Raw genomic sequence first — 25935 nt, 5'->3', positions numbered from 1 at the left:
CGACATCGGGGTCGAGCGGGTTCACTCTTCCGCCGAGAAAAACTAGTCCTGCCATCAGAAAGTCGACTGACTGCTCATGGGTCTCACCAGTAATACGGTTTTGGCGCTGGCCATCATCGCCGGTGTGCTGCTGTTCGCGGCCACGGTGTGGTGCTGGCCCCGGCTCGCGGGCCGCACCTGGCGTGCGCTGCTCGGCCGGGTCGGGCTGCTGCTCGCGACCCAGCTCGCGCTGTTCTCGGCCGTGGGCCTGGCGGCGAACAAGTCCTTCTCCTTCTACGGCTCGTGGGCGGACCTGTTCGGCCAGCAGACATCTGTCGGCAAGGTCGTGGACCACTCCATGAGCAGCAAGGACATCAAGGTCGTCGACAAGCAGAAGCTCGACGTGCCGGGCGGGGCCCAGCCCCAGGTCGGCGGACAGATCCTGAAGGTTGCCATAACCGGGCAGAAGTCGAAAATAACGAGCCCGGGCTACGTGTGGCTGCCGCCGGAGTACTTCCAGCCGCAGCACAAGCAGCAGAACTTTCCGGCTTCCATCGTACTGACGGGCTACCCGGGCACCGCCGAGAACCTGATCAAAGGGCTGAACTATCCGATGACGGCCTTCAAGCAGGCCAAGGCGGGCAAGATGAAGCCGATGATCCTGGTGATGCTGCGCCCGACCATCGCGCCGCCGCGCGACACCGAGTGCGTGGACATACCCGGCGGACCGCAGACCGAGACCTTCTTCGCCGAGGACCTGCCGCAGGCCATCCAGGCGACCTTCCGGGTGGGCAAGAAGCCGCAGAACATGGGCTTCATCGGGAACTCGACGGGCGGCTACTGCGCCCTGAAGATCGCCGCGCACTACCCGCAGACCTTCGGCGCCGCCGCGGGTCTGTCCGCGTACTACGACGCGGCGAACGACGCGACCACCGGCAACCTGTTCCAGGGCGACGACAAGCTGAAGAAGCGCGCGGACGTCCTGCACAGCATCGAGCACAAGAAGCCGACCGGTACGTCGTTCCTGGTCACCAGCAGCGAGACGGGCGAGCCCAACCTCGACGACACGAAGAAGTTCATCAAGCTGGTCAAGGGCCCGGACCGGGTCTCCTCGATCATCCTCGACAGCGGCGGCCACAACTTCAACACCTGGCGTCGTGAGATCCCCTCGATGCTGGTGTGGATGAGCAACCGCATCCAGGCCTGACCCCCGGCCCGCCCCGGGCCCGGGGCCGTGCCCCGCGGCGCTACGCCTCCTGCAGCTGGGCCCGGCGCAGCGCCCGGTGGACCCCCTCCGGGGTCAGTACGCCGACCAGCTCACCCGAGTCCGGGTCCGTGACCGCGATCCGGCCGGAGTCCTCCTGCAGCAGCAGCGCGAGCGCCTCGCGCAGACTCGCCCCCAGTGCCACCCCGGCAGTGGGGGCTTTCCCGTCCCCGTCCGCCCGCGCCAGGTCGGCCCGCTCCACCGGGGTGACCGCGAGGTGCTTGAGGCCCCGGTCCGCGCCGACGAAGGAGGCCACGTACTCGGTGGCAGGGGCGGCCAGTACCGCGGCCGGGCGGGCGAACTGCTCGATGGTGCCCGTGCCGTACACGGCGATGCGGTCCCCGAGCCGGATCGCCTCCTCCAGGTCGTGGGTGACCAGCAGGATCGTCTTGCGCACCGTCCGCTGGAGCGCCAGGAACTCGTTCTGGAGGCGCTCGCGGACCACCGGGTCCACCGCCCCGAACGGCTCGTCCATCAGCAGCACCGGCGGATCGGCCGCCAGGGCGCGCGCGACGCCGACGCGCTGGCGCTGCCCGCCGGACAGCTGCTCCGGGTACCGGCCCCCGTACACGGCGGGATCCAGCCCCACCAGTTCGAGGAGTTCGGCGGCCCGGGCGCGGGCCTTGGCCTTGGGGGTGCCGATCAGCTGCGGGACGGTCGCCGTGTTCTCCAGCACCGTCTTGTGCGGGAACAGCCCGACCTGCTGGATGACGTAGCCGATGTGCCGGCGCAGTTCGACCGGGTCGGCGCTCGCGATGTCCTCGCCGCCGAGCAGGATCCGGCCGGAGGTCGGCTCGATGAGCCGGTTGACCATCTTCATCGTGGTCGTCTTGCCGCAGCCGGACGGGCCCACGAGCGTGACCAGCTCACCCTCCGCCACCTCGAAGGACAGGTCCTCGACGGCCGTGGTCCCGTCGGGGTAGCGCTTGGTCACATGCTCGAATCGGATCACTCGCCCATCCTCCCCCACACGCTGCGGGTTGTTTGTGACGGGAGTATTACCCCGGTGCGAAGGTTTCCGGCCATTGTCCGCCCCGGGGGTTATGGTCGCTTGTGACCGAGCCCGTTCGGACGGGTGTACGCAGTGGCGGCAGGGGGTGAGGGCATGGCCGGGCAGAACTGCCTGGTGGCGAACGACTGGATCTGCTGGGACTACGTCACGTCCCGCTCCCAGGAGCTCACCGACGCCACGGTCCAGCATGTCTGGATCACGGCCGTGTCGGTGCTCATCGGCCTCGTGGTGTCCCTGCCGCTGGCCCTGCTGGCCCGCCGCGGCCGGCGCTGGGCCGCGCCCGTGCTGGGCCTGACCACCCTGCTCTACACGGTCCCCTCGCTCGCCATGTTCTCCCTGCTGCTGCCGCTGTTCGGGCTGTCGGCCTCGCTCGTGGTGACCGGGCTGGTGCTGTACTCGCTGACCATCCTGGTCCGCAACGCGATGGCCGGCCTGGAAGCGGTGCCCGAGGAGGTGCGGGAGGCGGCGCGCGGCATGGGCTACGGGCCGGGGCGGCTGCTGTGGCAGGTCGAACTGCCGCTGGCGCTGCCCGCCCTGCTCGCCGGGGTGCGGATCGCCACGGTGTCCACGGTGGCGCTGACCACCGTCGGCTCCATCGTCGGCAAGGGCGGCCTGGGCAACCTCATCGCCCCGGCGGTCAACAGCTCCTTCAAGGCCCAGGTGCTCACGGCCTCCGTGCTGTGCGTCCTGCTCGCCCTGGTGGCGGACCTGCTGCTGCTGGGCGTACAGCGGCTGCTCACCCCCTGGACGCGGGCGACGCGCGCGCCGCGGGCGGCCCGGCGCGCGCAGCCGGTGCCCGCCGAGCCCGCTCCGCCCGCCGCGACGACTCCGACGAAGGGGGCATGAGGCGATGGGCGTGCTGGGACAGGCCTGGGACTGGCTGGCCGACGGGGCCAACTGGTCGGGGGAGAACGGGGTGTGGCACCGCCTCGGCGAACACGTCTACGTCAGCGGGATCTCCCTCGCCATCGCCTGCGCGCTGGCCCTGCCGATCGGCCTGTGGCTCGGCCACGTGGGCAAGGGCGGGACCCTCGCGATCAACATCTCCAACATCGGGCGGGCCGTCCCCGTCTTCGCGGTGCTGGCCCTGTTCATGGTCTCGCCGCTGCGCAGCGCGGGCTATCTGCCCACCATCGCCGCGCTCGTGCTCTTCGCCGTACCGCCGCTGCTGACCAATGCCTACGTGGGCATGCGCGAGGTGGACCGCTCGGTCGTGGAGGCCGCCCGGGGCATGGGCATGTCCGGCGGGCAGCTGTTCTGGCGGGTGGAACTGCCGCTCGCGCGGGAGCTGGTGATGACCGGGCTGCGCTCGGGCGCCGTCCAGGTGATCGCGACGGCCACGATCGCGGCCATGGTCGGCCAGGGCGGCCTCGGCCGGATCATCACCGCCGGCTTCAACACGTACAACACCCCGCAGGTCTTCGCGGGGGCGCTGCTGGTGGCGGCGCTGGCCCTGCTGGTCGAGGGCGCCCTGGTGGCGGCGGACCGGCTCTTCCCGCGGCCGGCGGCGCGCTGACCCGCGCCCGCCGCCCGTCCGTTCCGCGGTCCTTCTCGTTCGTTGGTCGTTCCCACTCCCTTGGAGGAGCACAAGATGAGCAAGTCCACGCGCGTCCTCGGCGCCGTACTGGGGGCGGCGGCCCTGACCGCCTCTCTCGCCGCGTGCGGCGGAGACAGCCTGGAGAAGAGCAAGGACACGGGGTCGGGTGCCTCCGCGCCCTCCGACTCCGGTTCCGGTTCCGCCAAGGGCAAGATCGTGATCGGCGCCGCCGGGTTCACGGAGTCCAACGTGCTGGCGGAGCTGTACGCGCAGGTGCTGGCCGACGCCGGCTACAGCACGTCGGTCACCACGGTGAACAACCGCGAGCTGTACGAGCCCTCGCTGGAGAAGGGCGAGATCGACGTCGTCCCGGAGTACGCGGCCACCCTCGCGGAGTTCCTCAACGCCAAGGTGAACGGCCCGAAGGCGCCGGAGGAGAAGCCGGTCGCGTCCAGCGACGTGGCGGCGACGGTCGCGGGGCTGGAGAAGCTGGCGGGGCCGCTCGGCCTGAAGGCGCTGCCGGCGGGCCCGGCGGTCGACCAGAACGCGTTCGCCGTGTCGAAGGAATTCGCGCAGAAGAACAACCTGAAGACGCTTTCCGATCTTGGTAAGTCGGGGCTGAAGGTGAAGATCGCGGCGGGTGACGAATGCGCCGTACGGCCCTTCTGCGCACCGGGGTTGAAGAAGACGTACGGAATCGACGTTTCCGGTATTGACCCGAAGGGCGTCGGCACCCCGCAGGCCAAGCAGGCCGTCAAGGACGGCGTGGACCAGCTGGCGCTCACCACGACCACCGACGCCACGCTCGACACCTTCGGCCTGGTCCTGCTGGAGGACGACAAGAAGCTCCAGAACGCCGACAACGTCCTGCCGGTGGTCAACGCGAGGGACGCCGGATCCCCGGAGATCGCGGCCGCCCTCGACAAGCTCACCAAGGTCCTCACGACCGCCGACCTCGTCGAGTTGAACAAGAAGGTGGACGCCCAGCGCGAGAAGCCGGCGGACGCCGCGAAGGCCTATCTGAAGGCGAAGGGCCTCACGAAGTAGGAGTAGTTACGGGTTTGGTGGAGAAATGACGGGTAACTGCCCGGCCACAGATTGCCGGGCAGTTACCCCACTCGACCCCCACGCCCTGTAAATTTCAGGCCATGCCCCGTGGACGCCACCGCAATCCCGAACCCCTGCACCGGCTGCTCACGCCGACGACCGTGGCCGGAGTCTCCGTCGCCAGCGCGGCCGCGGCCTGGCTGCTCGCGGAACCCCTGCCCCTGCGCCTGCTCGTGGCCCTCGCGGGCGCGGCGGGCGTGTCCGGCGCCGTCCTCATGCGCGCCTGGGACCGCGCGGCCGGCCGCCGCGTGGCCGAACTCGCCCGCGAGCGGGTCAAGGACGAGTGGAAGACCGAGGAGCGGATAGCCGAGCTGGAGTCCGATCTCGAAGAGGCCCGGGCGCTGCGCGCCAAGCTGGACGCGAAGCTGCGGGCCAAGCGGGTCGAACTCGCGGGGCTGCGCGGTGAGCACGCCGCGCTGCTGCGGCGGTACGCCACCGCCGAGACCGAGCGGGCCAGCGCCCTGGAGGGCCGCCGGCTGCTCGCCATCGAGGCCTCGGCGGCCCCGGCCTCCCCGGCGGCGCCGAAGGAGCTCCCGGCGGTGACCGAGGAGCGCACGTCGAGCGGGGCGCCCACCAGCGTGGGCTACGCCCGGGCCAACGCCGCCATGGCCGCCCTGGTCCGCAAGGCGGAGGCGAAGGCCGAGGAAAAGGCCGAGTCGAAGGCCGAGGCGAAGGGGAAGGCGAAGGCCTCGGGGAGGAGCGAGCCCGAGCCGTCCCGGCCGAAGACGCCGCAGACCGGGGACGCCGCCGAGCCGGTGGCGCCGGGGGCCGGCCCCGCCCGTACGGGCGCCGTACCGGCGCGCCGTCCGGCCGCCGCCGTGGCCCCGTACTCGGCCGCGCGCCGCTCGGCCTCCCGCGTCGAGGGCGGCTTCGACTTCTTCGGCACCAAGACCGCGGCCCAGGCCCGCGCGGTCATCGAATCGGTCCAGAACGAGGACCTGGCGGACGTGGTCGGTGCGGAGGCCCTCGCGGTCCACCACGCGGAATCCGCTCAGGCGGAGCCGGCGGCCGCGGAGCAGCCGGCCAAGGAGCAGGGCTTCAAGCAGCCCACCCCCGAACAGCGCGCGGTGGGCCAGGTCATCGACCTGACGGCCCACGACGAGACGGAGCCGATCGACGTCGTCCGCCTGCGCACCGCCATCTCGTAGGCGGACGCCCGCCGGCCCTCAGAACAGCGGGAGTTGGCCCGGCAGGGGCGCCAGGGTGAAGCCGTCCAGGGTGGGGGCCGAGGCGCCGAGCACCACGCGGGCCCGCGAGCCCGGGCAGGAGACCAGGTCCGCCCGGGCGCGGCCGGCGGGAGGGTCGTGGCGGGCGATCCGGCCGGCGGTCACGGCGCAGTCGCGCCCGCATGCGGGGCAGGCCCGTCGGGGAGAGAGGGACATGCCCCAAGTCTGCACCCCCGTACCGACATCAGGTCCGGGCGGCCAGCCATGACGCGTGGGCCGTGCAGACCCGCTCCCACAGCGCCGTGCGGTCCGCCGGGGACAGGTCGTCGAGCTCCCGGCCGAAGACGCCGCCCACCACCGCCCAGAACTCGCCCGGCGTGTCCAGGACCCGCTCGGTCGTGCCCTTCCCCGGCTCGGTCCGGCTCAGCACCCGGCCCCGCAGCGCGTCGATGCCGTGGGCGTCGCGCCGCAGCAGCGCGAGGGTCCGTACGAAGCCCGAGTCCGGCCCGGTCGACAGCCGTACGTGCGTGGCCTCGAAGTCGGCCGGCGCCGCCGCCGGGGCCGCGAGCATGTTGACCACCGGGAAGGGTCCCGCCTCGTAGACGTAGCGCCAGCCGGGCAGGTCCCCGCCCAGCGGGTGCAGTTCGTACGTGAACTCCCCCTGCCGGTACGTTCCGGCGCGCAGCGGCAGCGGCTCGTACGGGCCGTCGCCGAGCCCGGTGTCGACGAAGAACTCCTCGCCGCCGGCCCGGACCGTCAGCGCGAGGTGGTCGCCGTTGACGTCCCGGCGCTCGCGCTCGTCCCGGCCGATGACGCCCGCCAGATGCCGGGTCACGTCGAAGCCGAGGGCCTCCAGGAGCACCGCGAAGGCCCCGTTGAGGTGGAAGCAGTACCCGCCGCGCCCGGCCGCGATGCGGCGTACGGACAGCTCCGGGTCGATGCCGGGCGGCCGGCCGAGCTGTATGCCGAGGTTCTCGTACGGTACGCGCTCGACGTGGGCGCGCTGGAGCGCGAACAGCGCCTCGATGGTGGGCCGGGGCGGCCGTGCGAAGCCGAGCCGCCTCAGGTAGCCGTCGAACAGGCCAGTGGTCATGCCCGCACCCTAAGCAGGGAACTCCCGATCGAGCACGGGAGTTCCCGGACTCCTCACTTGTCGATGTCTCCCACGACGAAGAACAGCGAGCCCAGGATCGCCACCATGTCCGCGACCAGCTGCCCCGGCAGCAGCACCGCCAGGGCCTGGATGTTGTTGTACGAGGCGGAGCGCAGCTTCAGCCGGTACGGGGTCTTCTCGCCCTTGGAGACGAGGTAGTAGCCGTTGATGCCGAGGGGGTTCTCGGTCCACGCGTACGTGGCTCCCTCGGGCGCCTTCAGCACCTTCGGCAGGCGCTGGTTGATCGGCCCGGGCGGCAGCTCGGCCATCCGGTCCAGGCAGGCCGCGGCCAGGTCGAGCGCGTTGTGCGTCTGGTCCAGGAGGCATTCGAAGCGGGCCAGGCAGTCGCCCTCGGTGCGGGTGACCACCTTCAGTACGTCCTGGAGCTCCCCGTACGCCAGGTACGGCTCGTCCCGGCGCAGGTCGAAGTCGACGCCGGAGGCGCGGGCGATCGGGCCGGACACCCCGTACGCGTGCACCGCCTCGGCGGAGAGCACCCCCACCGCGCGCGTGCGGCCGCGGAAGATCTCGTTGCCGTGGACCAGCTTGTCGTACACGTCCATGCGGCTGCGGACGTCGGCGATCGCGGCGCGCGCCCGGCCGAGCCAGCCCGCCGGGAGGTCCTCCTTGAGGCCGCCGACGCGGTTGAACATGTAGTGCATGCGGCCGCCGGAGATCTCCTCCATGACGGCCTGGAGCTCCTCGCGCTCGCGGAACGCGTGGAAGATCGGGGTGATCCCGCCCAGTTCGAGGGGGTACGAGCCGAGGAACATCAGGTGGTTGAGCACCCGGTTCAGCTCGGCGAGCAGGGTCCGCATCCAAACGGCCCGCTCGGGGACCTCCATGCCGAGCATCCGCTCGACGGCCATGACCACGCCGAGCTCGTTGGAGAACGCGGACAGCCAGTCGTGGCGGTTCGCGAGCATCACGATCTGCCGGTAGTCGCGCGCCTCGAAGAGTTTCTCGGCGCCGCGGTGCATATAGCCGACGACCGGCTCGGCGCTGACGATCCGCTCGCCGTCCAGGACGAGCCGCAGGCGCAGCACGCCGTGCGTGGAAGGGTGCTGGGGTCCGATGTTGAGCACCATGTCGGTGCTCTCCGCCGCTCCGCCGATGCCGACCGTGGTCTCCGTCATGGGCGCATTGTCGCAGCCGCAGCGGGTGGCGTGTCGGCCAGGCACCGTGAGCCCGGTCCGGCCGACACGCCACCCCCCTACTCTGAGGGGATGGAAACGGGGACGACGGGTGACACGGGGCGGGGCGAGTGGGTGGGCCTGCCCGGCGGGCTGCTGCGGCTGCGCAGGCTGCTGCTGGTGATGTGGACGGTGCCGCTCGCCGCGGGGACCGCCCTGCTGCTCGGCTTGACGGCCGGTCCGCCGTGGGCGGCCCTGGGGGCGTCGTGGATGGCCGCCCTGGCCTGGGGCTGGGTCCTGCTCGGCCGCAACTGGCGCTCGTGGCGGTACGCCGAGCGCGCCGACGACCTGCTGATCAGCCGCGGCGTGCTGTGGCGGGCCCAGACCGTGGTCCCGTACGGCCGCATGCAGCTGGTCGAGGTGACCTCGGGGCCGCTGGAGCGGCGCTTCGGGCTGGCCTCCGTACAGCTGCACACGGCGGCCGCGGCGACGGACGCCAAGATTCCGGGGCTGGCTCCGCAGGAGGCGCAGCGGCTGCGGGACCGGCTGACGGAGCTCGGCGAGGCAAGGTCGGCGGGCCTGTGACCGCCGAAGCAGGAGCCGAGGCCGAGGCCGCGGGACCGGACGCAGCCGCCCCCGCCGCCTCAGCCGCCCCCGCCGTCGAGCGCCGGCTGCACCTGCTCACGCCGCTGCGCCGGGCCTGGGTGCCCATCGGCGCGACCGTCGGTGTCGCCGCCCAGCAGGCCGACCAGATCCAGCGGTGGGCGAGCGGACTCTCCGTGACCCTGCGCGGCCTCGCGCTGCTCGCACTCGTCGTGGTCTTCGGCGTCTACGGGTTCCTGAGCTGGTGGTTCACCCACTACGCCGTCACCGACACCGAGCTGCGCATCCGCAGCGGGCTGCTCTTCCGCCGCACCGCACACATCCGCCTCGACCGCATCCAGGCCATCGACGTGACCCGGCCGCTGCTGGCCCGGGTCGCGGGTGTGGCCAAGCTGCGGCTCGACGTGATCGGCGCCGAGGACAAGGACGAGCTCGCCTTCCTCGAAGAGCGCGAGGCCGTCGCGCTGCGCGCCGAGCTGCTGGCCCGCGCCGCCGGGTTCGCGCCCGCCGAGGCCGTCGCGCTCGGCGAGGCCCCGCAGCGGGAGCTGCTGCGGGTGCGGCCCGCCGATCTCGTGGTGTCGCTGCTGCTCACGCTCTCGGCGTGGGCGGCGCTCGCCGCCGGGCTGATCGCCCCCGTCGCGGTGTGGTGGTTCAGCGGCAACCCGTGGGCGACGATCGCCACCATGCTGCCCATGCTGGGCGGCCTGTGGTCCGGGACGGCCGGCCGTTTCCTGAGCGAGTTCGACTGGCGGGTCGCCGAGTCCCCCGACGGGCTGCGCCTGGACCACGGGCTGCTGGACCGGGCCCACGAGACGGTGCCGCCGGGCCGCGTGCAGACCGTACGGATCGTGGAGCCCCTGCTGTGGCGGCGCCGGGACTGGGTCCGCGTGGAGCTGGCGGTGGCCGGATCGAAGAACGGGGTCCTGGTCCCGGTGGCCTCACGGGCCGCCGCCCAGGCGGTCGTCGCCCGCGTGCTGCCGGGCGTGGACCTGGCCGCCCTCGGCTTCGTCCGGTCCCCGAGGCGCGGATCGCGGTGGGTGGTCCCGGTGTGGTGGCGGGGCTACGCCCTGGCCGTCTCCGCGGACGTGTTCGCCGCCCGCCGGGGGCTGCTGTGCCGCCGTACGGAGATCGTCCCGCACGCCAAGGTGCAGAGCGTCCGGCTCACCCAGGGCCCGTGGGAGCGGGTGCAGGGCCTCGCCGAGGTCCACGTGGACAACGGGGCGGGCGGCACGGTCACGGCCCGGCTGCGCCCGGCGGCCGAGGCCGCCGCGCTGCTGGACGCCCAGGCGGCCCGCTCCCGCACCTCCCGCGCGGACGCCCGTCCGGACCGCTGGATGACCTGACGGACGGACGGAGGGACGGCGGCCGGGCGGGCCGGGCGGGAGCCGGTCACGCGCCGCCGGCGCGGACCAGGCCCGTCTCGTACGCGAGGACGACCACCTGGACGCGGTCGCGCAGGTTCAGCTTGGTCAGGATGCGGCCCACGTGCGTCTTGACGGTGGCTTCGGAGAGGACGAGGCGGGCGGCGATCTCGCCGTTGGACATGCCCTGGGCCACCAGCAGCATGACCTCGCGCTCGCGCTCCGTCAGCCGCTCGATCTCCTTGTTCTGCGGCTCCTGGGTGGCGGTGGGCAGCATCGGCGCGAAGCGGTCCAGCAGGCGCCGGGTCGTGGACGGGGCCACCACCGCGTCACCGCTGTGCACCGAGCGGATCGCGGCCAGCAGCTCGGCCGGCGGCACGTCCTTCAGCATGAACCCGCTCGCGCCCGCCTTCAGTCCCGAGAAGGCGTACTCGTCCAGGTCGAAGGTGGTCAGGATGATCACGTCGGGGTGCTCGTCCCGCTCGCAGATCCGGCGCGTGGCCTCGACCCCGTCGAGCTTGGGCATCCGGACGTCCATCAGCACCACGTCCACCTTCGTGGACCGCAGCACCTCCAGCGCCTCCAGGCCGTCGCCGGCCTCGGCGACGACCTCCATGTCCGGCTGGGCCGCCAGCACCATGCGGAAGCCCGTGCGCAGCAGCACCTGGTCGTCGACCAGCATCACTCGGATGGACATCAGTTACCTCGACCTCGTCATTTCTTCTTCAGCGGGAGAAGTGCGCTGATCCGGAAGCCGCCGCCCGGGCGCGGCCCCGCGTCCAGGGTGCCGCCGACCATCCCGATCCGTTCGCGCATGCCGATCAGTCCGTGCCCGGCGCCGTCGGCGCCGCCGTCCTCGTACAGCTCGTGGGCCGCGCCCCGGCCGTCGTCCTCGACCAGCAGGCCGAGCCCGTCGTCGAAGTAGACCAGCCGGACGCTCGCCCTGGCGTCCGGGCCGCCGTGCTTGCGGGTGTTCGTCAGTGCCTCCTGCACGATCCGGTACGCGGTGAGCTCGACGCCCGTGGGCAGCCGCCTGGGGGCGCCCTCGACCTCGAAGTCCACCGTGAGCCCGGCCGCCCGGACCTGTTCGACGAGGACCTCGATCTGCTCCACGTCGGGCTGGGGCACGTAGTCCTCGGACTCCTGGGGCTCCCCGGTGCGCAGTACGCCGAGGAGGCGGCGCATCTCGGCCAGGGCCTGGCGGCCGGTGCCGGAGATGGTCTGGAGGGCCTCCTTGGCCTGCTCCGGGGCCACGTCCATGACGTACGCGGCGCCGTCGGCCTGGACCACCATCACCGAGACGTTGTGCGCGACGACGTCGTGCAGCTCGCGGGCGATCCGGGCGCGCTCGGCGGCGACGGCCACCTTGGCCTGGGCCTCGCGCTCCTTCTCCAGGCGCTGGTTCCGCTCGACGAGCTGGGCGTAGTAGGCCCGGCGGGTGCGCAGGGAGTCGCCCAGCACCCAGGCGAGGGCGAACGGGACGACGGCGAAGAGCGCGGTCAGGATGTTCTCGGAGGTGTCGAGCCGGTCCGCGCGGAAGCGCAGCACGTACAGCGGGGCGGCGGACAGTCCGATGGCGAGGGCCGTGCGGGACAGCCAGCGCGGGATCTCGGCCGAGGCGGCCACGGTGTACAGGATGATCAGCATCGCGAGGTCGGAGTTGATCAACTCGGTGTGGGTGACCAGTTTGTAGACCCCGACGCCGACGGCCAGCCAGAACATCGCCTGCGTCCATTTGCGGCGCAGGGCCACCACGACGCCCATCGCGAGCACCGAGGGGACGGCGATCAGGCGCGCGGCGGTGCTGTCGACATGGTCGTCGGCGACTTGCAGCAGCCCGAGCACGACCAGGAGGACAGCCCAGAAGCTGTCGACGCCCGTCGGGTGTCTGCGGAGGAAGTCGTAGAGGCGCTGCACGTAACCCAGAGTAGGCAAAGCAGATAGGTGCTGGAGTCAACCACAGGTGCGATCCGTGTGACGGGGCCGTACTCCCCAAGGTGGAGGGCGAGCTTAACCTTTCGTGGGTGAGGACTGAGGGAGAAGCCGCGGTTCCGGATCCGGTTCCGCATACGGCTCCGGTCGGATGGCGGACGGCGATGGAGGCCGCGCTGTACGGGCCGGACGGGTTCTACGTACGGCCGGGCGGGCCGGGGCCGGCCGGGCACTTCCGCACGTCCGTGCACGCCTCGCCGCTGTACGCGGGGGCCGTGGCCCGCCTGCTGCGGTGGGTGGACGCGGAGCTGGGACACCCGGCCGAGCTGGACCTGGTCGACGTCGGGGCCGGGCGCGCTGAGCTGCTGACCGGGGTGCTGGCCGCCCTGCCCGCCGAGGTCGCGGGGCGGGTGCGGGCGTGGGCCGTGGAGCGGGCGGAGCGGCCGGCCGGGCTGGACGCGCGGATCCGGTGGGTGCCGCGCCCGCCCGAGGGGGCGCGGGGGCTGCTGTTCGCGAACGAGTGGCTGGACAACGTACCCCTGGAGATCGCGCAGGACGGCCGCTACGTGCTGGTCGCCCCGGACGGTACGGAGAGCCCCGGCCCGGTGGTGGACGGCGCGGACCGGGCGTGGCTGGAGCGGTGGTGGCCGGGGTCCGGCCGGGCGGAGATCGGGCGCCCCCGGGACGAGGCCTGGGCCGCCGCCGTGCGCTCGCTGTCGCAGGGCCTGGCCGTGGCGGTGGACTACGCGCACACCCGCGGGGCCCGCCCCCCGTACGGCACCCTGACGGGCTTCCGGGGCGGCCGGGAGGTGGCGCCCGTACCGGACGGGAGCTGCGACGTGACGGCCCACGTGGCGCTGGACGCGTGCGCGGGGGAGGGGGCGGTGCTGCTCCCGCAGCGCGAGGCGCTGGCCCTGCTCGGGGTCTCGGGGGCCCGTCCCCCGCTGGCGACGGCGTCCTCGGACCCCGCGGGGTACGTCCGGGCCCTTTCCCGCGCGGGGGAAGCGGCGGAACTCACCGCCCGCGGCGGCCTCGGAGACTTCGGCTGGCTGGTGCAGCCGGTCGGCGTGCGCCCGTGGCCGGCCGCCTGACCGGCTCCGCCGTGCGGGGCGCCGCCCCGCCCCGCACGGCGCAAGGGCCGCCTACTGCGCGGTGTCGTGGTCGTGGCCGGGGCGCAGGCCGCCTCCCGTGGCGCCGCCGGAGGTCGGCTTCGAGGCGACCGGCTGCGTCAGCGGGGCCAGGTCGAAGGCGTAGTGGCCGACCGCGTTCGCGATGACGTCGACGTTGATGTCGAGCGCCTTCCGGTCGATGTTGGTGATGTCGTCGCCCTTGCCGTGGTAGTTCACGTCGTACGCGATCCCGGCCCGGCCGCCGAACTTCGCCTCCTGCGCCGCCGTCTTGATGCCCTCGGCGCCCGTGTCCGTACCGCCCGACGGGATGCCGGCCTCGATGAACGGGCCGTAGTCCGAGCGGCCCGTGAAGTCCGACCCCTCGTGCGGGATCTTCTGCGCGTCGAGGAAGTCGGTGATGCCCTTCTCCAGCTGCGCCGAACCCTCCGGCCCGGGGCCGGAGCCGACCTTGTCCGAGTCGTCGCCGTCGTAGACGAAGTACGCCGCGTTCGGCGAGGCGATCATGTCGAAGTTCAGGTAGAGCCGGATCTGCTTCTTCTGCGCGTCCGTCAGTCCGCCGACGTACGCCTCGGAGCCCAGCAGGCCGAACTCCTCCGCCGACCACCACGCGAACTTGACCTTGTTCTTGATCTTCGTCTGGCTGCTCGCGAGCCGCTGCGCGACCTGGAGGATTCCGGCCGAGCCCGACCCGTTGTCGTTGATGCCCGGGCCGGCCGCGACCGAGTCGAGGTGGGCGCCGAGGAAGACGGTGTTGTTCTCGTCGCCGCCCCGCGTCTCCGCGATCACGTTGTACGTCTTGCGGTTCTCCCGGAACTCGCGGATGTCGAGGGTGACCTCGACCGGTCCGGCCGCCGCCTCGGCGGCCAGCCGCTCGCCCTCGGCCTGCGAGAGGCCGCCGGTCGGCACCTTGCCCGCGTTCGCGTCGCCCAGGGTGCCGTTCAGGGCGCCCTGGGTGTTGTTGTAGATGACCGCGCCGACGGCCCCGGCCGCCGCCGCGTTGGCCTGCTTGACCGCGAAGGTGCAGCCGCCGCGCTTGATCAGCGCGATCTTCCCGGTGAAGGCGCCCGCGGCGAAGTCGCCGGGCTCGCAGCCGTTCGTACCGTCCGCGTCCACCGGCGCGACGGCGATCCGCGCGGTCACCCCGCCCTCGGGGCCGCTCGCCGTGTACGTCATCAGCTTGATGGGGACGTCGCGCCCGCCCGCGCCGTTGACCTTCAGCGTCTCGGCGATCGTCTCGACGTACACGAAGTCGAACTCGTTCTTCGAGACCTTGTAGCCGGCCGCCCGCATCACCGCCTCGACGTACTGCGCGGACTGCACGTGGCCCTTGGAACCGGCCACGCGCGTGCCCTTGTTGTAGTCCGCGATCGCCTGGAGGACCTTCAGGTGGTTGTACGCGCCTTTGCCGGTCGAGTCCTTGACCAGTTTCCGGGCCAGCGCGTCCCCCCGGGCTGCGTCGCTCTGCGGGCTGCCGGTGGCGCCGGCGGGTCCCGCCAGCATCAGCGGGGAGACGAGGGCCGCGGCGGCCAGGGCGGCGGTTGCTGCGGCTATACGGCGTGAGGGCATGAAGGTCCTTCCACGACAAGTGCGAGCAGACAGACGGACGGAGGGGCGCGACGGACGGGCGTGACGGACGGGCGTGACGGACGGATGGGACGGACTGACGTGACGGCCGGTCTGGCGCCGGTGGTGCGCGGTGGACGCACGGTATAGACCGCGGCGCCGGTCTCGCCAGAGGTTTCGCTGATTCCGGGTGGGCGCCTCCGCATACCGGTGAGAGCCGCCGCCGGCTTTCGGACATCCGTCAGCGCAGGATGCCCTCGATGAACTCCGAGCCGATCCGGGCGACGACCTTCAGATCCAACTGGTGCTGGACGTACCGCCCTTGGCGCCAGGTGTGCAGCAGGCCCGCCTTCTTCAGCGCCGACAGGTGCCGCGAGACCTCCGGCGCCGTGATCCCATGCACGGTCGCCAGCTCGCTCGTCGTGTACGAGGCCCGCGCCAGGCTCCGGCACAGCATCATCCGCATCGGGTGGGCCAGCGCCTCCATCCGCCGCTGGAGCAGCTCCACCGAGCCCGGCTCGGGCAGTTCGGGGGAGCGGATCGGATAGTGCACCACCGGCACCCAGCCGGGCGCGTGCAGCACCAGCAGGTGCGGCCAGCCGAAGTTGGTCGGCACGAAGACCAGGCCGGGGCCTATCCCGGGGTCCGTCGCGGTGGCCGAGCCGTGCACCATCTTGTCGACGGTGATGGTGGTGGCGGCCGCGTCCACGCTCAGCGCCGGCGACACCTCGCGCAGCGTCGCCGCGAGCCCCTTGCGGCGCAGCACCTCCGTCTTGTGCCGGGCGTCGGCGCTCTGCTGCGGTTCCATCCGGCGCCAGGTCTGCGCGAAGAACGCCTCGTCGCAGTCCTCCAGGAGCCGCCGCAGCCACACCCGTACGGAGGCCGGGTCGTCCAGCAGCCGCAGCGAGAAGTCCAGCTGGCGCGGGCCGCGCGCGGCGGCCGTCTCCAGCGCCTTGGTCCTGGCCCGCGGGTCCGTCAGCGGGGAGGGGCCGCCGCCCTCGTTGTACAGCGCCAGCCAGCAGTGCTCCAGGGCGGCCATCACGAACCGCTCGTCGTCCATGCGGTCCAGTACGTCGAGCTCCTCGGCCAGGGTCGCGGCCGGCAGCCCGTCGCCCCCGGGGATGCCCGCGAAGGCCATGAAGATGTCGGAGAACGAGCTGCGCCACATGAACTCGCCCTCCAGCAGCCGGTCCGCCAGGCAGGGGTCCAGCGCCGCGGCCGTGGCGGTGGTCCAGGAGGCCAGGCCCGGGTGGTGGGCGGGCTGCGCGAGGGCGTGCAGCGTCATGCAGAGCTCGGAGAGCGGCGAGGGCGCGAAACGGATGCGCCCCGCGGGGAGCCCGGCAATGTCGATGGTGACGCTCATCGGGCCATTCTGACCTGTGCCCGGCCTGTGACCTGCACGGACACGGTTCGATTGACGAGGAGCGTCAATCGTCGTGCGGGGTGGCCCGAGCGGGTTCAGGGTGGATGCATGACAGCGATCGAGCAGTACCTCATCGACACCTACCGGGCGGCCCAGCTGGGCGCGCCGATGCCCCCGCCGCCGGGCCGCGACGACGTGGCCGTCCTGCGCTCGGCCCGTACGTACGCCCAGTTCCGGGCCGTCGTGGACGGCAGGGAGGCCCGGCACCCCTGGCGGGCGGCCCTGCACCGGCTGACCCACCCCCACGCGGCCCCGCAGTGCGGCCCCTGACCCGGGCCGGTCAGCGGTCCCCGGGGTGGAAGTCGATCACGTACGCGATCTCCGAGCGGCGGTCCGCGACCACGATGTCGGCGGTCTCCACCGCCCGGCCGTCCACGGCGTAGTACGTCCGCTCGATCTCGGTGATCAGCTCGCCGACGCCGATGCCGAGCAGCTGGGCCTGCGCCTGGCTGGCGCGCGCCGGACGGGGGACCTCCGTCGCCGAGGCCACCAGCACGCCGATCGAGCGCATCCGCTCGATGACCCCGGCCCCCTTGAACGGGCCCGCCTCGGGGAGCACGACCGGAGTGCCGTCCGTGACCGCCATCGGCTCCCAGGACTCGCAGACCTCCACCGGCCGGCCCTCGGCCAGGAACTCGTACGTGGTGCGCACGCACGGGTCGCCCGGCGCGACGCAGAGCCGCTCCGCGATGCGTTCGGGCGCCGGCGTACGGGCCGTGGAGTGCGCTTCCCACGTCAGGCCGGCGCCCAGTCCGGCCCGGCGGCGGCGCCGGGAGCGGACGATCCGCAGCCGCTCGCGCGGCGCGCTCAGGTAGGTGCCGGATCCGGCGCGGCCCTCCAGGAGCCCCTCGATGACCAGCAGCTCCAGCGCGCGCTGCGTGACGCTCTGCCCGACCCCGTACTCCAGGGCGAAGCGCGAGCGGGACGGCAGCTTGGCGCCGACTTGCCACTCCCCGGCCCGGATCCGGGCGCGCAGCGCGTCGGCCACTTTCACGTACGCCGTATCACGGGCCATGCGAGCCGTCCTGTGCCTGTCGAGGAGTTGGGCCCAAGCTAATTCATCGGGTCCGACCCGGGACTTCGGAACGGCGGGGAGTGAGACGAGCACCACACACGGCTGCGCCCGCCCGCCGGCAGCGGACGCGGGCGGGCGGGCGGGCGGGCGGAGACGGAGGCGGGCGCAGGCGGGGTCGGCCTCAGTCGAAGTTCGGCGCGTTGCGCTCGTAGACCAGGCGCAGCCCGATCAGCGTCAGCCACGGCTCGTGGTCGTCGATGACCGAGGACTCGCCGAGGACCATCGGCGCCAGCCCGCCGGTGGCGATCACGCGCACGTCGCTCGGGTCGCCGTGCGGTCCGGCCAGCTCCTTGGCCATCCTCGTGACGACCCCGTCGACCTGGCCGGCGAACCCGTAGACGACGCCCGACTGCATGGCCTCGACCGTGGACTTGCCGATGACGTTGCGCGGCCGCGCCAGCTCGATCTTGCGGAGCTGGGCACCCCGTACGCCGAGGGCCTCCATCGAGATCTCGATGCCCGGGGAGATCACCCCGCCCACGTACTCGCCCTTCGCGGAGACCGCGTCGAAGGTGGTGGCCGTACCGAAGTCGACCACGATCGCCGGGCCGCCGTAGAGCTCGACGGCGGCGACCGCGTTGATGATGCGGTCCGCGCCGACCTCCTTGGGGTTGTCCATCAGGATCGGCACGCCCGTCTTGATCCCCGGCTCCACCAGCACCGCGGGGACGTCGCCGTAGTAGCGGCGGGTCACCTCGCGCAGCTCGTGCAGCACGGACGGGACGGTCGAGCAGATCGCGATGCCGTGGATGCCGTCGCCGAGCTCGCTGCCGAGCATCGGGTGCATCCCCATCAGGCCCTGCATCAGGACGGCCATCTCGTCGGCCGTGCGGCGCGGGTCGGTGGAGATGCGCCAGTGCTCGACGATCTCCTCGCCGTCGAACAGGCCGAGGACGGTGTGGGTGTTGCCGACGTCGATGGTCAGCAGCATTACCGCTCCTCGCGCAGGTCCAGGCCGATGTCCAGGATCGGGGAGGAGTGCGTGAGCCCGCCCACCGCCAGGTAGTCCACGCCCGTCTCCGCGTACGCGCGGGCATTGGCCAGCGTGAGCCGGCCCGAGGACTCCAGCACCGCGCGGCCGGCGACCAGGGCCACGGCCTCCTCGGTCTCGATCGGCGTGAAGTTGTCCAGCAGGATCAGGTCCGCGCCCGCGTCCAGCGCCTCGCGGACTTGGTGCAGGGTGTCCACCTCGACCTCGATGGGCAGGTCGGGGAACTGCTCGCGGACGGCCTGGAACGCCTCCGCGACACCGCCCGCCGCGATCACGTGGTTGTCCTTGACCAGCGCCGCGTCCGACAGGGACATGCGGTGGTTGACGCCGCCACCGCAGCGCACCGCGTACTTCTCCAGGGAGCGCAGGCCCGGCGTGGTCTTGCGGGTGTCGCGGACCTTCGCCTTGGTGCCCTCCAGCTCGTCGGCCCACTTGCGGGTCGCCGTCGCGATGCCCGACATCAGGCAGAGCAGGTTCAGCGCGCTGCGCTCGCCGGTGAGCAGGTCCCGGGTACGGGCCTTGACCGTCAGCAGCACCTGGCCGGGCTTGACCCGGTCGCCGTCCTCCACGTGCCGCTCGACCTCGAACTCGTCCTCGCAGACGACCGACAGGACGGCCTCGGCCACGCGCAGGCCGGCGACCGTGCCCGCCTCGCGCGCGGTGAAGTCGGCGTGCGCGACGGCCTCCTCGGGGACGGTGGCCACGGTGGTCACGTCGACCCCGCCGTCCAGGTCCTCGGAGATCGCCATGTGGGCGATGTCCTCGACCTCGATCGGGTCCAGGCCCGCGTCGGCGAGCAGCTGGGCGAGCGCCGGGTCCAGGCCGCTCTCCTCGCCGTCGCCGCACGCGCAGTCGTCGCCGCAGCCGCCGCCCGCGGACTGGTCGAGGAGCGGCAGCTCCGCGTGCTCGTGGTCGTGCTCGTGCTGTTCGGTGCTCACGATGACTGCTCCTGGCTCAGGGGGTGCTGTACGGACGGAAAGCCCGCGGAGTCGGTGGGGGTGACGACCAGGGCCCGCCTCTCGGTGGCGGACAGCCGGACGACGAGGTGGCGGCGCCAGGCGGCGTCGTCGCGGTCGGGGTGGTCCTCGCGCCAGTGGCAGCCGCGGGTCTCCTCGCGGCGCAGGGCCGCGGCGACCAGGACGCGGGCCACGCACAGCAGGTTCGTGGCCTCCCAGGTCTCGACGCCGGGCACGGCGGTCTTGCCGTCCGTCTCCAGCGCGGTGAGAGCCTTCGCGTACAGGTCCTCCAGGGCGGCGGCCGCCGCGCGCAGGGACTCGGCGGAGCGGAGCACGCCCGCGCCGTCCGTCATGATGCGCTGGACCTCGTACCGCGCCTCGGCGGGCTGGAGCGGGCCGGCCGCCGGGACCGGGACGCCGGGGCCGCTGCCGGCGGGCGCGCCGCCCGCGATGTCGGCGGCGATCCGCTCGGCGAAGACCAGCCCCTCCAGCAGGGAGTTGGAGGCGAGCCGGTTCGCGCCGTGCACGCCGGTGCAGGCCACCTCGCCGCACGCGTACAGGCCGGGGACGGTGGTGCGGCCGTGCAGGTCGGTCCGCACGCCGCCGGAGGCGTAGTGCGCGGCGGGCGCGACGGGGATCGGCTCGGTCACCGGGTCGATGCCGTGCGAGCGGCAGGCGGCGAGGATGGTCGGGAAGCGCTGCTCCCACATCCGCGCGCCGAAGTGCCGGGCGTCCAGGTACATGTGCTGGGCGCCCTGCTCCTGCATGCGGCGCGTGATGCCCTTGGCGACGATGTCGCGCGGGGCCAGCTCGGCCAGCTCGTGCTGCCCCTGCATGAAGCGGACGCCGTCGGCGTCGACCAGGTACGCGCCCTCGCCGCGGACCGCCTCCGAGACCAGCGGCTGCTGGCCCTCGGCGTCCGGGCCGAGGAACAGCACGGTCGGGTGGAACTGGACGAACTCCAGGTCGGAGACCTCGGCCCCGGCCCGCAGCGCGAGCGCGACCCCGTCCCCGGTGGACACCGGCGGGTTGGTGGTGGCCGAGAAGACCTGGCCCATGCCGCCGGTCGCCAGGATGACCGCGGGCGCGTGGACCGCGCCGACACCGTCGTGCTGGCCCTCGCCCATGACGTGCAGGGTGACCCCGGCCGTACGGCCCTCGGCGTCCTGGAGCAGGTCCAGTACGAGCGCGTTCTCGACCGTACGGATGCCCGCCCGCTGGACGGCCTCGACCAGCGCGCGCGAGATCTCTGCGCCCGTGGCGTCGCCGCCCGCGTGCGCGATCCGGCGGCGGTGGTGGCCGCCCTCGCGGGTCAGCTCTATCTCGCCGGTCTCGGCGGAGGTGTCGAAGACGGCGCCGGTGGCCATGAGCCGGCGCACGGCGTCCGGCCCCTCGGTCACCAGGAGCCGTACGGCGGCCTCGTCGCACAGCCCGGCGCCCGCGACCAGCGTGTCGGCCAGGTGCTGCTCGGGGGTGTCGCCCTCGCCGAGGGCCGCCGCGATCCCGCCCTGCGCCCAGCGCGTGGAGCCGTCGTCGAGGCGGGCCTTGGTGACCACGACCGTACGGCGGCCCGCGGCGGCGCAGCGCAGTGCCGCGGTCAGGCCGGCGACGCCGGAGCCGACGACCACGACGTCGGCGTCGAGGGCCCAGCCGGGGGCGTTGGCGTGCAGCCGTATGCCGGTACCGGCGGTGCCTGTGCCTGGGGTGCTCACGTGTGTGCTCCGAACTCCAATGGGATGTTGTCGATCAGCCGGGTCGTCCCCACCTTGGCGGCGACGGCCAGGACGGCCTGCCCGGTGAAGTCGGGGCGGACGTCGGTGAAGTCGCGGGGGTCCACCAGCGCCAGGTAGTCCAGCAGCAGCGGCGGATCGTGGCGGGCCGCCTCCTCCAGGACGTGCCGGGCGGCGGACCGTACGGCGTCCGGCAGTCCGGTGCCCGCGGCGGACACGGCGTGCGCGTCGGCGGCGGAGCGGATCTCGCCGATCCGGGCCAGGGCGGCGGCCCGTTCGTCGCTGGTGGGGGCGGCCTCGGCGCGGGCCCGCAGCGCGGCCTGCGCGGCGAGCCGGTCCTGCCCGGCGAACAGGGCGCGGGACAGCGCGAGGGCGCTGCGGCGCTCCTGGGCGGAGAGGTACCGGTTGCGCGAGGACAGCGCGAGCCCGTCCTCCTCGCGGACGGTCGGTACGCCGACCACCTCCACGGGGAAGTTCAGGTCGGTCACCATCCGCCGGATCAAGGCCAGTTGCTGCGCGTCCTTCTGGCCGAAGAGGGCCAGGTCGGGGCGGGTGAGGTGGAGCAGCTTGGCGACGACGGTCAGCATGCCGTCGAAGTGCCCGGGCCGGGTGGCGCCTTCGAGGCGCTCGCCCATCGGGCCGGCGCTGACCCGCACCTGGGGGTCGCCGCCGGGGTAGACCTCGTCGACGGCCGGGGCGAACACGGCGTCGGCGCCGGCCGCGCGGGCGATCTCCAGATCCGCGTCCAGGGTGCGGGGGTAGCGGTCGAGGTCCTCGCCGGCCCCGAACTGCAGCGGGTTCACGAAGACGGTGACCACGACCTGGCCCGTCGCCCCGGCCCGTTCGCGCGCCGAGCGGATGAGGGTGGCGTGTCCCTCGTGCAGGGCGCCCATGGTCATGACGACGGCGCGCGGGCCGTCGGCGGTGCGCGGGAGCTTGTGCAGCTCCTCGGCGGTGTCGATCAGCAGCAGGTCGGTCACTGGTCCCCACCCTCGGGATCGGCGAGCACGCCCAGGAGGTCCTCGGCGAGTTCGGGCTTGAGGAGGCCGTGCGCGAGGGCCCGGTCGGCGGTGGTGCGGGCCATCGCCAGGTACCCGGCGACCGAGGCGGGCGCGTGCTTGCGCAACTCCGCGACGTGCGCGGCGACGGTACCGGCGTCGCCGCGGGCCACCGGGCCGGTGAGCGCGGCGTCCCCCGAGCGCAGGGCGTTGTCGAGGGCGGCGCCGAGCAGGGGGCCGAGCATCCGGTCGGGGTGCTCGACCCCGGCCTTGTGCAGCAGTTCCATGGCCTGTGCGACCAGCGTGACCAGGTGGTTCGCGCCGAGGGCGAGGGCCGCGTGGTAGAGCGGACGGTTCTCCTCCGCGATCCACTCGGGCTCCCCGCCCATCTCGATCACCAGGGCCTCGGCCGCGAGCCGCAGCTCCTCGGGGGCCGTGACGCCGAACGAGCAGCCGGCGAGCCGCTGCACGTCCACCTCGGTGCCGGTGAACGTCATCGCGGGGTGCAGGGCCAGCGGGAGCGCGCCCGCGCGCCGGGCCGGGTCCAGGACGGCGGTCCCGTACCGGCCGGAGGTGTGGACGAGCAGCTGACCGGGCCGGATCGCCCTGGTCTCGGCGAGCCCCTCGACGAGGGCCGGCAGCGCGTCGTCGGGCACGGTCAGCAGCACCAGGTCGGCCAGCTCCAGCACCTGCGCGGGCGGTACGAGCGGCACGTCGGGCAGCATGCGCGCGGCGCGCCGGCGGGAGGCGTCGGAGACTCCGGAGACGGCGACCGGGCGGTGTCCGGCCTGCTGGAGCGCACGGGCCAGCGCGGGGCCGACCCGGCCTGCGCCGACGACGCCGACGGTGAGCCGGGCGGGGCGCGGTTGCTGGGATGAGTTCACGCGGGGAAGGCCTTCCGTTCCAGTCCGCGGGGGGTACCGGACGATACGCCGCCATGCTAGCCCCTGGGCGTGTTGACCGGTCGGCGATGATCGGGGCATGACCAATGACGAGGATCTGGCGAAGCGGCTGGTGGCGGCGGGGCGTGCGGCGGAGCGGACGCTCTCGTCCGGAGGGCGCGACGCGACGGTGGGGGAGCTGCTGGCGGGGCTGGCCGCGCCGGATCCCGACGAGCCGGCCGACGTGTACGGCGACGGGGTGGTGGCCCGGCTCGAAGAGCGGGTGGCTCAGCTGCTGGGGACGCAGGACGCGGCGTTCTTCCCCTCGGGGACGATGGCCCAGCAGGTCGCGCTGCGCTGCTGGGCGGGGCGGACCGGGAACCCGGTCGTCGCCCTGCACCCGGCGAGCCACCCGGAGCTGTGGGAGGGCGGGGCGCTGTCGGTGGTCTCGGGCCTGCGCACGGTGCACCCCACCAAGGAGCCGCGCCAGCCCTCGGCGGAGGAGGTCGCCGACCTCGCGGAGCCCTTCGGCACGCTGATGCTGGAGCTCCCGCTGCGCGAGGCGGGTTTCCTGCTCCCCACCTGGGAGGAGCTGGAGGCGCTGGTCGGCGCGGCCCGCGACCGGGACGCGGTGGTCCACTTCGACGGGGCCCGGCTGTGGGAGTCGACGGTGCACTTCGGGCGGCCGCTGGAGGAGATCGCGGGGCTCGCGGACTCCGTGTACGTCTCGTTCTACAAATCGCTCGGCGGCCTCAGCGGCGCGGCTCTGGCGGGTTCCTCCTCCCTGATCGCGGAGGCGCGCGTCTGGCGCCACCGGTACGGGGGCCAGGTCTTCCGCCAGTTCCCGCAGGCCCTCTCCGCGCTGGACGGGCTGGAGCGGGAGCTGCCGCGCCTGCCCTCGTACGTGGCCCAGGCGCGCGAGGTGGCCGCGGCGCTGGGGGAGGCGCTGGCCGGCTCCCCGGTCCCGTGGTTCCGGATCAACCCGGAGACCCCGCACACCCACCAGTTCCAGGTCTGGCTGCCGTACGGGGCGGACCGGCTGACGGAGGCGGGGGTCCGCACGGCGGAGGAGACGGGCACGGTGCTCTTCCGCCGCTGGTCGCCGGCGCCGGTGCCGGGTGTCTCGGTGACGGAGCTGACGGTCACCGCCGCGGGGCTCGACTGGAGCGCGCAGGACGTGCACGAGGCGCTGAAGGCCTTCCTCACCCGCCTCGACCCCTGACGGGACGCGGCGCCGCCGAGGGGCGAATGGTCCCGCTCGTGCAACAGCGACGCACCGATTTCCGCCGAAGTCATCGGTCCGGCGCCGCCGCCCGGTTACCTTCCCTCCACGGGAAAGCAACGGAGCCGTCCCCCCGGAGGAGACACCATGACCGCTCACCCCGCCTGGCAGAAGTCCACGTACTGCGGCGAAGGCGACAACTGCGTCTACGTCAGCGCCGCGCCGGGCCACCTGGTCCGGGTGGCCGACCGGGCCGACCCGGCGCACCTGGTTCTCGCCACGACCCAGTCCGCCTGGGCCGACTTCCTTGACGCCGTCAAGGCGGACGGGTAGCCCTCGGCGCGCCCGGAATCATGCCGCTGAGGGGATTTTGTCCGATTAGCGCGTATCTTCGGCCCATGCCCACGCCCTACGGATCCCGCGGCGGCATGGCGTTCAGCGCCGCCGAGCTGCACGTGCTCAGGCGAACGCTCGCCCACGCCCTCCAGTCCTCAACGGCCCTCACCCGCCTGACGACCCCGGAGGTCCAGGACTGTCTGCGCCTCGCGCAGTCGGTGGACGAAGCGGTCCAGGAGGCGGGGCGGCTCAGAGAATTCCTCCTCGCCGACCTCGCCCGGTACCGCGACGCCCTGCCCGGCAGCCTCTCCGGCTACCTGGAGCTGCTCCAGGACGCCCTGGCGGCGGGGTACGAGCCCGTACCCGACGATCTGGCCGCACTGCGCGCCCTGCGGGTCAACCCGGTCGCGGCGGCGCTGCTGGAGCGCTGCCAGGGCATCGCCGAGCGCTCCGTGCGCAGGCGGCTCTCGACGACCCCGGCGCCCCGGACCCGGCTGCTGGCCCTGTCCGGGGGCAGGGACGCGACCAGGGAGTCCAGGGACGGCAAGGGGATCAGGAGCGGCAAGGAAGGCGAGGGCGACAAGGACGGCAAGGAGGAGCCCGCCCGGCCCGCGCCGGCCCCCAAGGAGCCGTCGCACCCCGAACGCCCGTCCGAGCGCCCCATCCCGACCCCGGGCGAGGTGTTCCCGCCGCGCCGCAAGCCCACCCCGCCCCCGGCGGCCGACCGCGCCGCCGGGTAGCTACGCTGGGGGCATGGACTACGTTTCCGCGCTCGTGCCCCCCGTAGTGATGGCCGGCTTCTTCATCGCGCTCGTCGTGACGATCGTGAAGAGCCAGGGCGGCGCCAACAAGGCCAAGGAGGACGCGGCCGTCGACGCCGTGATCGCCCGTGCCGAGGCCGCCCAGCAGACCGGGCCGGCCAAGTAGTCCGACCGGCCTTCCCCGCGGGACCCGCGCGCGCCTCGCTTCCGCGCGCCCTCCCTCGTCACGCTGCGCCCCCGCATTCTCGCGGCGCGTTGCCTTCCGAATAGCCGGGCAATTCCCCACATTCCGCCGTATCGTGCTGTTGTGCCTCGCCCCTTGGGAGAACTCGAAGACGCGGTCATGACGCGGGTGTGGCAGTGGAACCGCCCGGTCACTGTTCGTGAAGTTCTGGAAGACCTCCAGCAGGAACGGTCCATCGCCTACACCACGGTGATGACGGTTATGGACAATCTCCATCAGAAGGGCTGGGTCCGCCGGGAAGCCGAAGGCCGGGCCTATCGATATACCGCGGTCTCCACCCGGGCCGCCTACTCGACCTGCACAACGTTCCGCCCTGGCTGCGCATCCTCGTCGCGGGCTGGCCCGCACTCGCCTTCCTCGGCGGCACCCTCCTCGCCC

At 73.2% G+C, this 25935-nt stretch carries 28 protein-coding genes; 14 read left to right on the top strand and 14 right to left on the bottom strand.

Translation table 11 applies throughout. The features are described from left to right. Nucleotides 1-76 precede the first annotated feature (76 nt). Nucleotides 77-1186, top strand: coding sequence for an alpha/beta hydrolase (locus ACS04_RS20690; RefSeq protein WP_048478172.1), 1110 nt, complete (start codon nt 77-79; stop codon nt 1184-1186). A gap of 40 nt (nt 1187-1226) precedes the next feature. Here the strand turns inward: ACS04_RS20690 and ACS04_RS20685 are convergent, their stop codons facing one another. Then, the gene (locus ACS04_RS20685) at nt 1227-2195 is read right to left on the bottom strand and encodes an ABC transporter ATP-binding protein (RefSeq protein ID WP_048478171.1); all 969 of its coding nucleotides are present in this window, start codon (nt 2193-2195) and stop codon (nt 1227-1229) included. A gap of 153 nt (nt 2196-2348) precedes the next feature. Here ACS04_RS20685 and ACS04_RS20680 point away from each other — a divergent pair, with 153 nt between their 5' ends. The 4 genes from ACS04_RS20680 (at nt 2349) to ACS04_RS20665 (ending at nt 6047) form a co-directional block, all read left to right on the top strand. Continuing rightward, entirely contained in the window at nt 2349-3101 is a 753-nt protein-coding gene (locus ACS04_RS20680; RefSeq protein ID WP_048478170.1) for an ABC transporter permease, read from the top strand. Nucleotides 3102-3105: 4 nt separating this feature from the next. Beyond that, nucleotides 3106-3771: an ABC transporter permease gene (locus ACS04_RS20675; RefSeq protein ID WP_048478169.1), complete on the top strand. Its 666-nt coding sequence runs from the start codon at nt 3106-3108 to the stop codon at nt 3769-3771. A gap of 75 nt (nt 3772-3846) precedes the next feature. Next, nucleotides 3847-4839, top strand: coding sequence for an ABC transporter substrate-binding protein (locus tag ACS04_RS20670; RefSeq protein ID WP_048478168.1), 993 nt, complete (start codon nt 3847-3849; stop codon nt 4837-4839). Nucleotides 4840-4940: 101 nt separating this feature from the next. Next, on the top strand, nt 4941-6047 hold the full coding sequence (locus ACS04_RS20665) for a hypothetical protein (protein ID WP_048478167.1): 1107 nt from the start codon (nt 4941-4943) through the stop codon (nt 6045-6047). Between the two features lie 18 nt (nt 6048-6065). On the opposite strand, the gene ACS04_RS20660 is transcribed toward ACS04_RS20665, so the two are convergent. Genes ACS04_RS20660 through ACS04_RS20650 form a run of 3 tightly spaced genes read right to left on the bottom strand, consistent with a single transcriptional unit; the run spans nt 6066 to nt 8354 of the window. Continuing rightward, the gene (locus ACS04_RS20660; protein WP_048478166.1) at nt 6066-6281 is read right to left on the bottom strand and encodes a hypothetical protein; all 216 of its coding nucleotides are present in this window, start codon (nt 6279-6281) and stop codon (nt 6066-6068) included. A 28-nt stretch (nt 6282-6309) separates the two neighbouring features. Continuing rightward, a complete protein-coding gene (locus tag ACS04_RS20655) occupies nt 6310-7158 on the bottom strand; it encodes an arylamine N-acetyltransferase family protein (protein WP_048478165.1) in 849 nt (282 codons plus the stop codon). A 53-nt stretch (nt 7159-7211) separates the two neighbouring features. Continuing rightward, on the bottom strand, nt 7212-8354 hold the full coding sequence (locus ACS04_RS20650) for an NADH-quinone oxidoreductase subunit D (protein ID WP_048478164.1): 1143 nt from the start codon (nt 8352-8354) through the stop codon (nt 7212-7214). Between the two features lie 90 nt (nt 8355-8444). Between ACS04_RS20650 and ACS04_RS20645 the strand changes: the two genes are divergently transcribed. Continuing rightward, the gene (locus tag ACS04_RS20645; protein ID WP_048478163.1) at nt 8445-8936 is read left to right on the top strand and encodes a PH domain-containing protein; all 492 of its coding nucleotides are present in this window, start codon (nt 8445-8447) and stop codon (nt 8934-8936) included. Then, nucleotides 8933-10297, top strand: coding sequence for a PH domain-containing protein (locus ACS04_RS20640; protein WP_048478162.1), 1365 nt, complete (start codon nt 8933-8935; stop codon nt 10295-10297). Before ACS04_RS20645 ends, ACS04_RS20640 begins: the two co-directional genes overlap by 4 nt. 46 nt (nt 10298-10343) lie before the next feature. On the opposite strand, the gene ACS04_RS20635 is transcribed toward ACS04_RS20640, so the two are convergent. Then, nucleotides 10344-11012 (bottom strand): response regulator, encoded by a 669-nt coding sequence (locus ACS04_RS20635; RefSeq protein WP_048478161.1) that lies wholly within the window; start codon nt 11010-11012, stop codon nt 10344-10346. 17 nt (nt 11013-11029) lie between these two features. Beyond that, nucleotides 11030-12232, bottom strand: a complete 1203-nt coding sequence (locus ACS04_RS20630) for a sensor histidine kinase (protein WP_048478160.1) — start codon at nt 12230-12232, stop codon at nt 11030-11032. A gap of 179 nt (nt 12233-12411) precedes the next feature. Here ACS04_RS20630 and ACS04_RS20625 point away from each other — a divergent pair, with 179 nt between their 5' ends. Further along, nucleotides 12412-13338, top strand: coding sequence for an SAM-dependent methyltransferase (locus ACS04_RS20625; protein WP_048478159.1), 927 nt, complete (start codon nt 12412-12414; stop codon nt 13336-13338). A gap of 51 nt (nt 13339-13389) precedes the next feature. On the opposite strand, the gene ACS04_RS20620 is transcribed toward ACS04_RS20625, so the two are convergent. Further along, the gene (locus ACS04_RS20620; protein WP_048478158.1) at nt 13390-14943 is read right to left on the bottom strand and encodes a M28 family metallopeptidase; all 1554 of its coding nucleotides are present in this window, start codon (nt 14941-14943) and stop codon (nt 13390-13392) included. 238 nt (nt 14944-15181) lie between these two features. Continuing rightward, entirely contained in the window at nt 15182-16303 is a 1122-nt protein-coding gene (locus ACS04_RS20615) for a DUF5937 family protein (protein ID WP_048478157.1), read from the bottom strand. A gap of 108 nt (nt 16304-16411) precedes the next feature. Here ACS04_RS20615 and ACS04_RS20610 point away from each other — a divergent pair, with 108 nt between their 5' ends. Next, on the top strand, nt 16412-16633 hold the full coding sequence (locus tag ACS04_RS20610) for a hypothetical protein (RefSeq protein ID WP_048478156.1): 222 nt from the start codon (nt 16412-16414) through the stop codon (nt 16631-16633). Nucleotides 16634-16643: 10 nt separating this feature from the next. On the opposite strand, the gene ACS04_RS20605 is transcribed toward ACS04_RS20610, so the two are convergent. From ACS04_RS20605 to ACS04_RS20580, 6 genes are all read right to left on the bottom strand, one after another. Further along, nucleotides 16644-17378, bottom strand: coding sequence for a GntR family transcriptional regulator (locus ACS04_RS20605; protein ID WP_048478155.1), 735 nt, complete (start codon nt 17376-17378; stop codon nt 16644-16646). Between the two features lie 181 nt (nt 17379-17559). Beyond that, nucleotides 17560-18369, bottom strand: coding sequence for a type III pantothenate kinase (locus ACS04_RS20600; RefSeq protein WP_048478154.1), 810 nt, complete (start codon nt 18367-18369; stop codon nt 17560-17562). Further along, nucleotides 18369-19325, bottom strand: a complete 957-nt coding sequence (gene nadC / locus ACS04_RS20595) for a carboxylating nicotinate-nucleotide diphosphorylase (RefSeq protein WP_209441738.1) — start codon at nt 19323-19325, stop codon at nt 18369-18371. Before nadC ends, ACS04_RS20600 begins: the two co-directional genes overlap by 1 nt. Nucleotides 19326-19363: 38 nt before the next feature. Further along, a complete protein-coding gene (locus tag ACS04_RS20590) occupies nt 19364-21097 on the bottom strand; it encodes an L-aspartate oxidase (protein ID WP_048478152.1) in 1734 nt (577 codons plus the stop codon). Then, a complete protein-coding gene (gene panC / locus ACS04_RS20585; RefSeq protein ID WP_048478182.1) occupies nt 21094-22086 on the bottom strand; it encodes a pantoate--beta-alanine ligase in 993 nt (330 codons plus the stop codon). Before panC ends, ACS04_RS20590 begins: the two co-directional genes overlap by 4 nt. A gap of 5 nt (nt 22087-22091) precedes the next feature. Next, on the bottom strand, nt 22092-22997 hold the full coding sequence (locus tag ACS04_RS20580; RefSeq protein ID WP_048478151.1) for a Rossmann-like and DUF2520 domain-containing protein: 906 nt from the start codon (nt 22995-22997) through the stop codon (nt 22092-22094). Between the two features lie 97 nt (nt 22998-23094). Between ACS04_RS20580 and ACS04_RS20575 the strand changes: the two genes are divergently transcribed. The 5 genes from ACS04_RS20575 to ACS04_RS36420 all read left to right on the top strand — a co-directional run. Next, nucleotides 23095-24216, top strand: a complete 1122-nt coding sequence (locus ACS04_RS20575; protein ID WP_048478150.1) for a threonine aldolase family protein — start codon at nt 23095-23097, stop codon at nt 24214-24216. A 147-nt stretch (nt 24217-24363) separates the two neighbouring features. Then, a complete protein-coding gene (locus tag ACS04_RS20570; protein WP_030158488.1) occupies nt 24364-24549 on the top strand; it encodes a DUF397 domain-containing protein in 186 nt (61 codons plus the stop codon). Between the two features lie 95 nt (nt 24550-24644). After that, nucleotides 24645-25292: a hypothetical protein gene (locus ACS04_RS20565; protein WP_048478181.1), complete on the top strand. Its 648-nt coding sequence runs from the start codon at nt 24645-24647 to the stop codon at nt 25290-25292. Nucleotides 25293-25305: 13 nt separating this feature from the next. After that, nucleotides 25306-25479, top strand: coding sequence for a hypothetical protein (locus ACS04_RS38675; RefSeq protein ID WP_048478149.1), 174 nt, complete (start codon nt 25306-25308; stop codon nt 25477-25479). A gap of 141 nt (nt 25480-25620) precedes the next feature. Then, the coding region (locus tag ACS04_RS36420) for a BlaI/MecI/CopY family transcriptional regulator (protein WP_245236476.1) at nt 25621-25935 on the top strand (315 nt) is incomplete at its 3' end.

Source organism: Streptomyces roseus, assembly GCF_001044425.1.
Classification (GTDB): domain Bacteria; phylum Actinomycetota; class Actinomycetes; order Streptomycetales; family Streptomycetaceae; genus Streptomyces; species Streptomyces roseus.
Note: the sequence above shows the minus strand (reverse complement) of the source record. Positions and strands in the feature narration are given on the sequence as shown.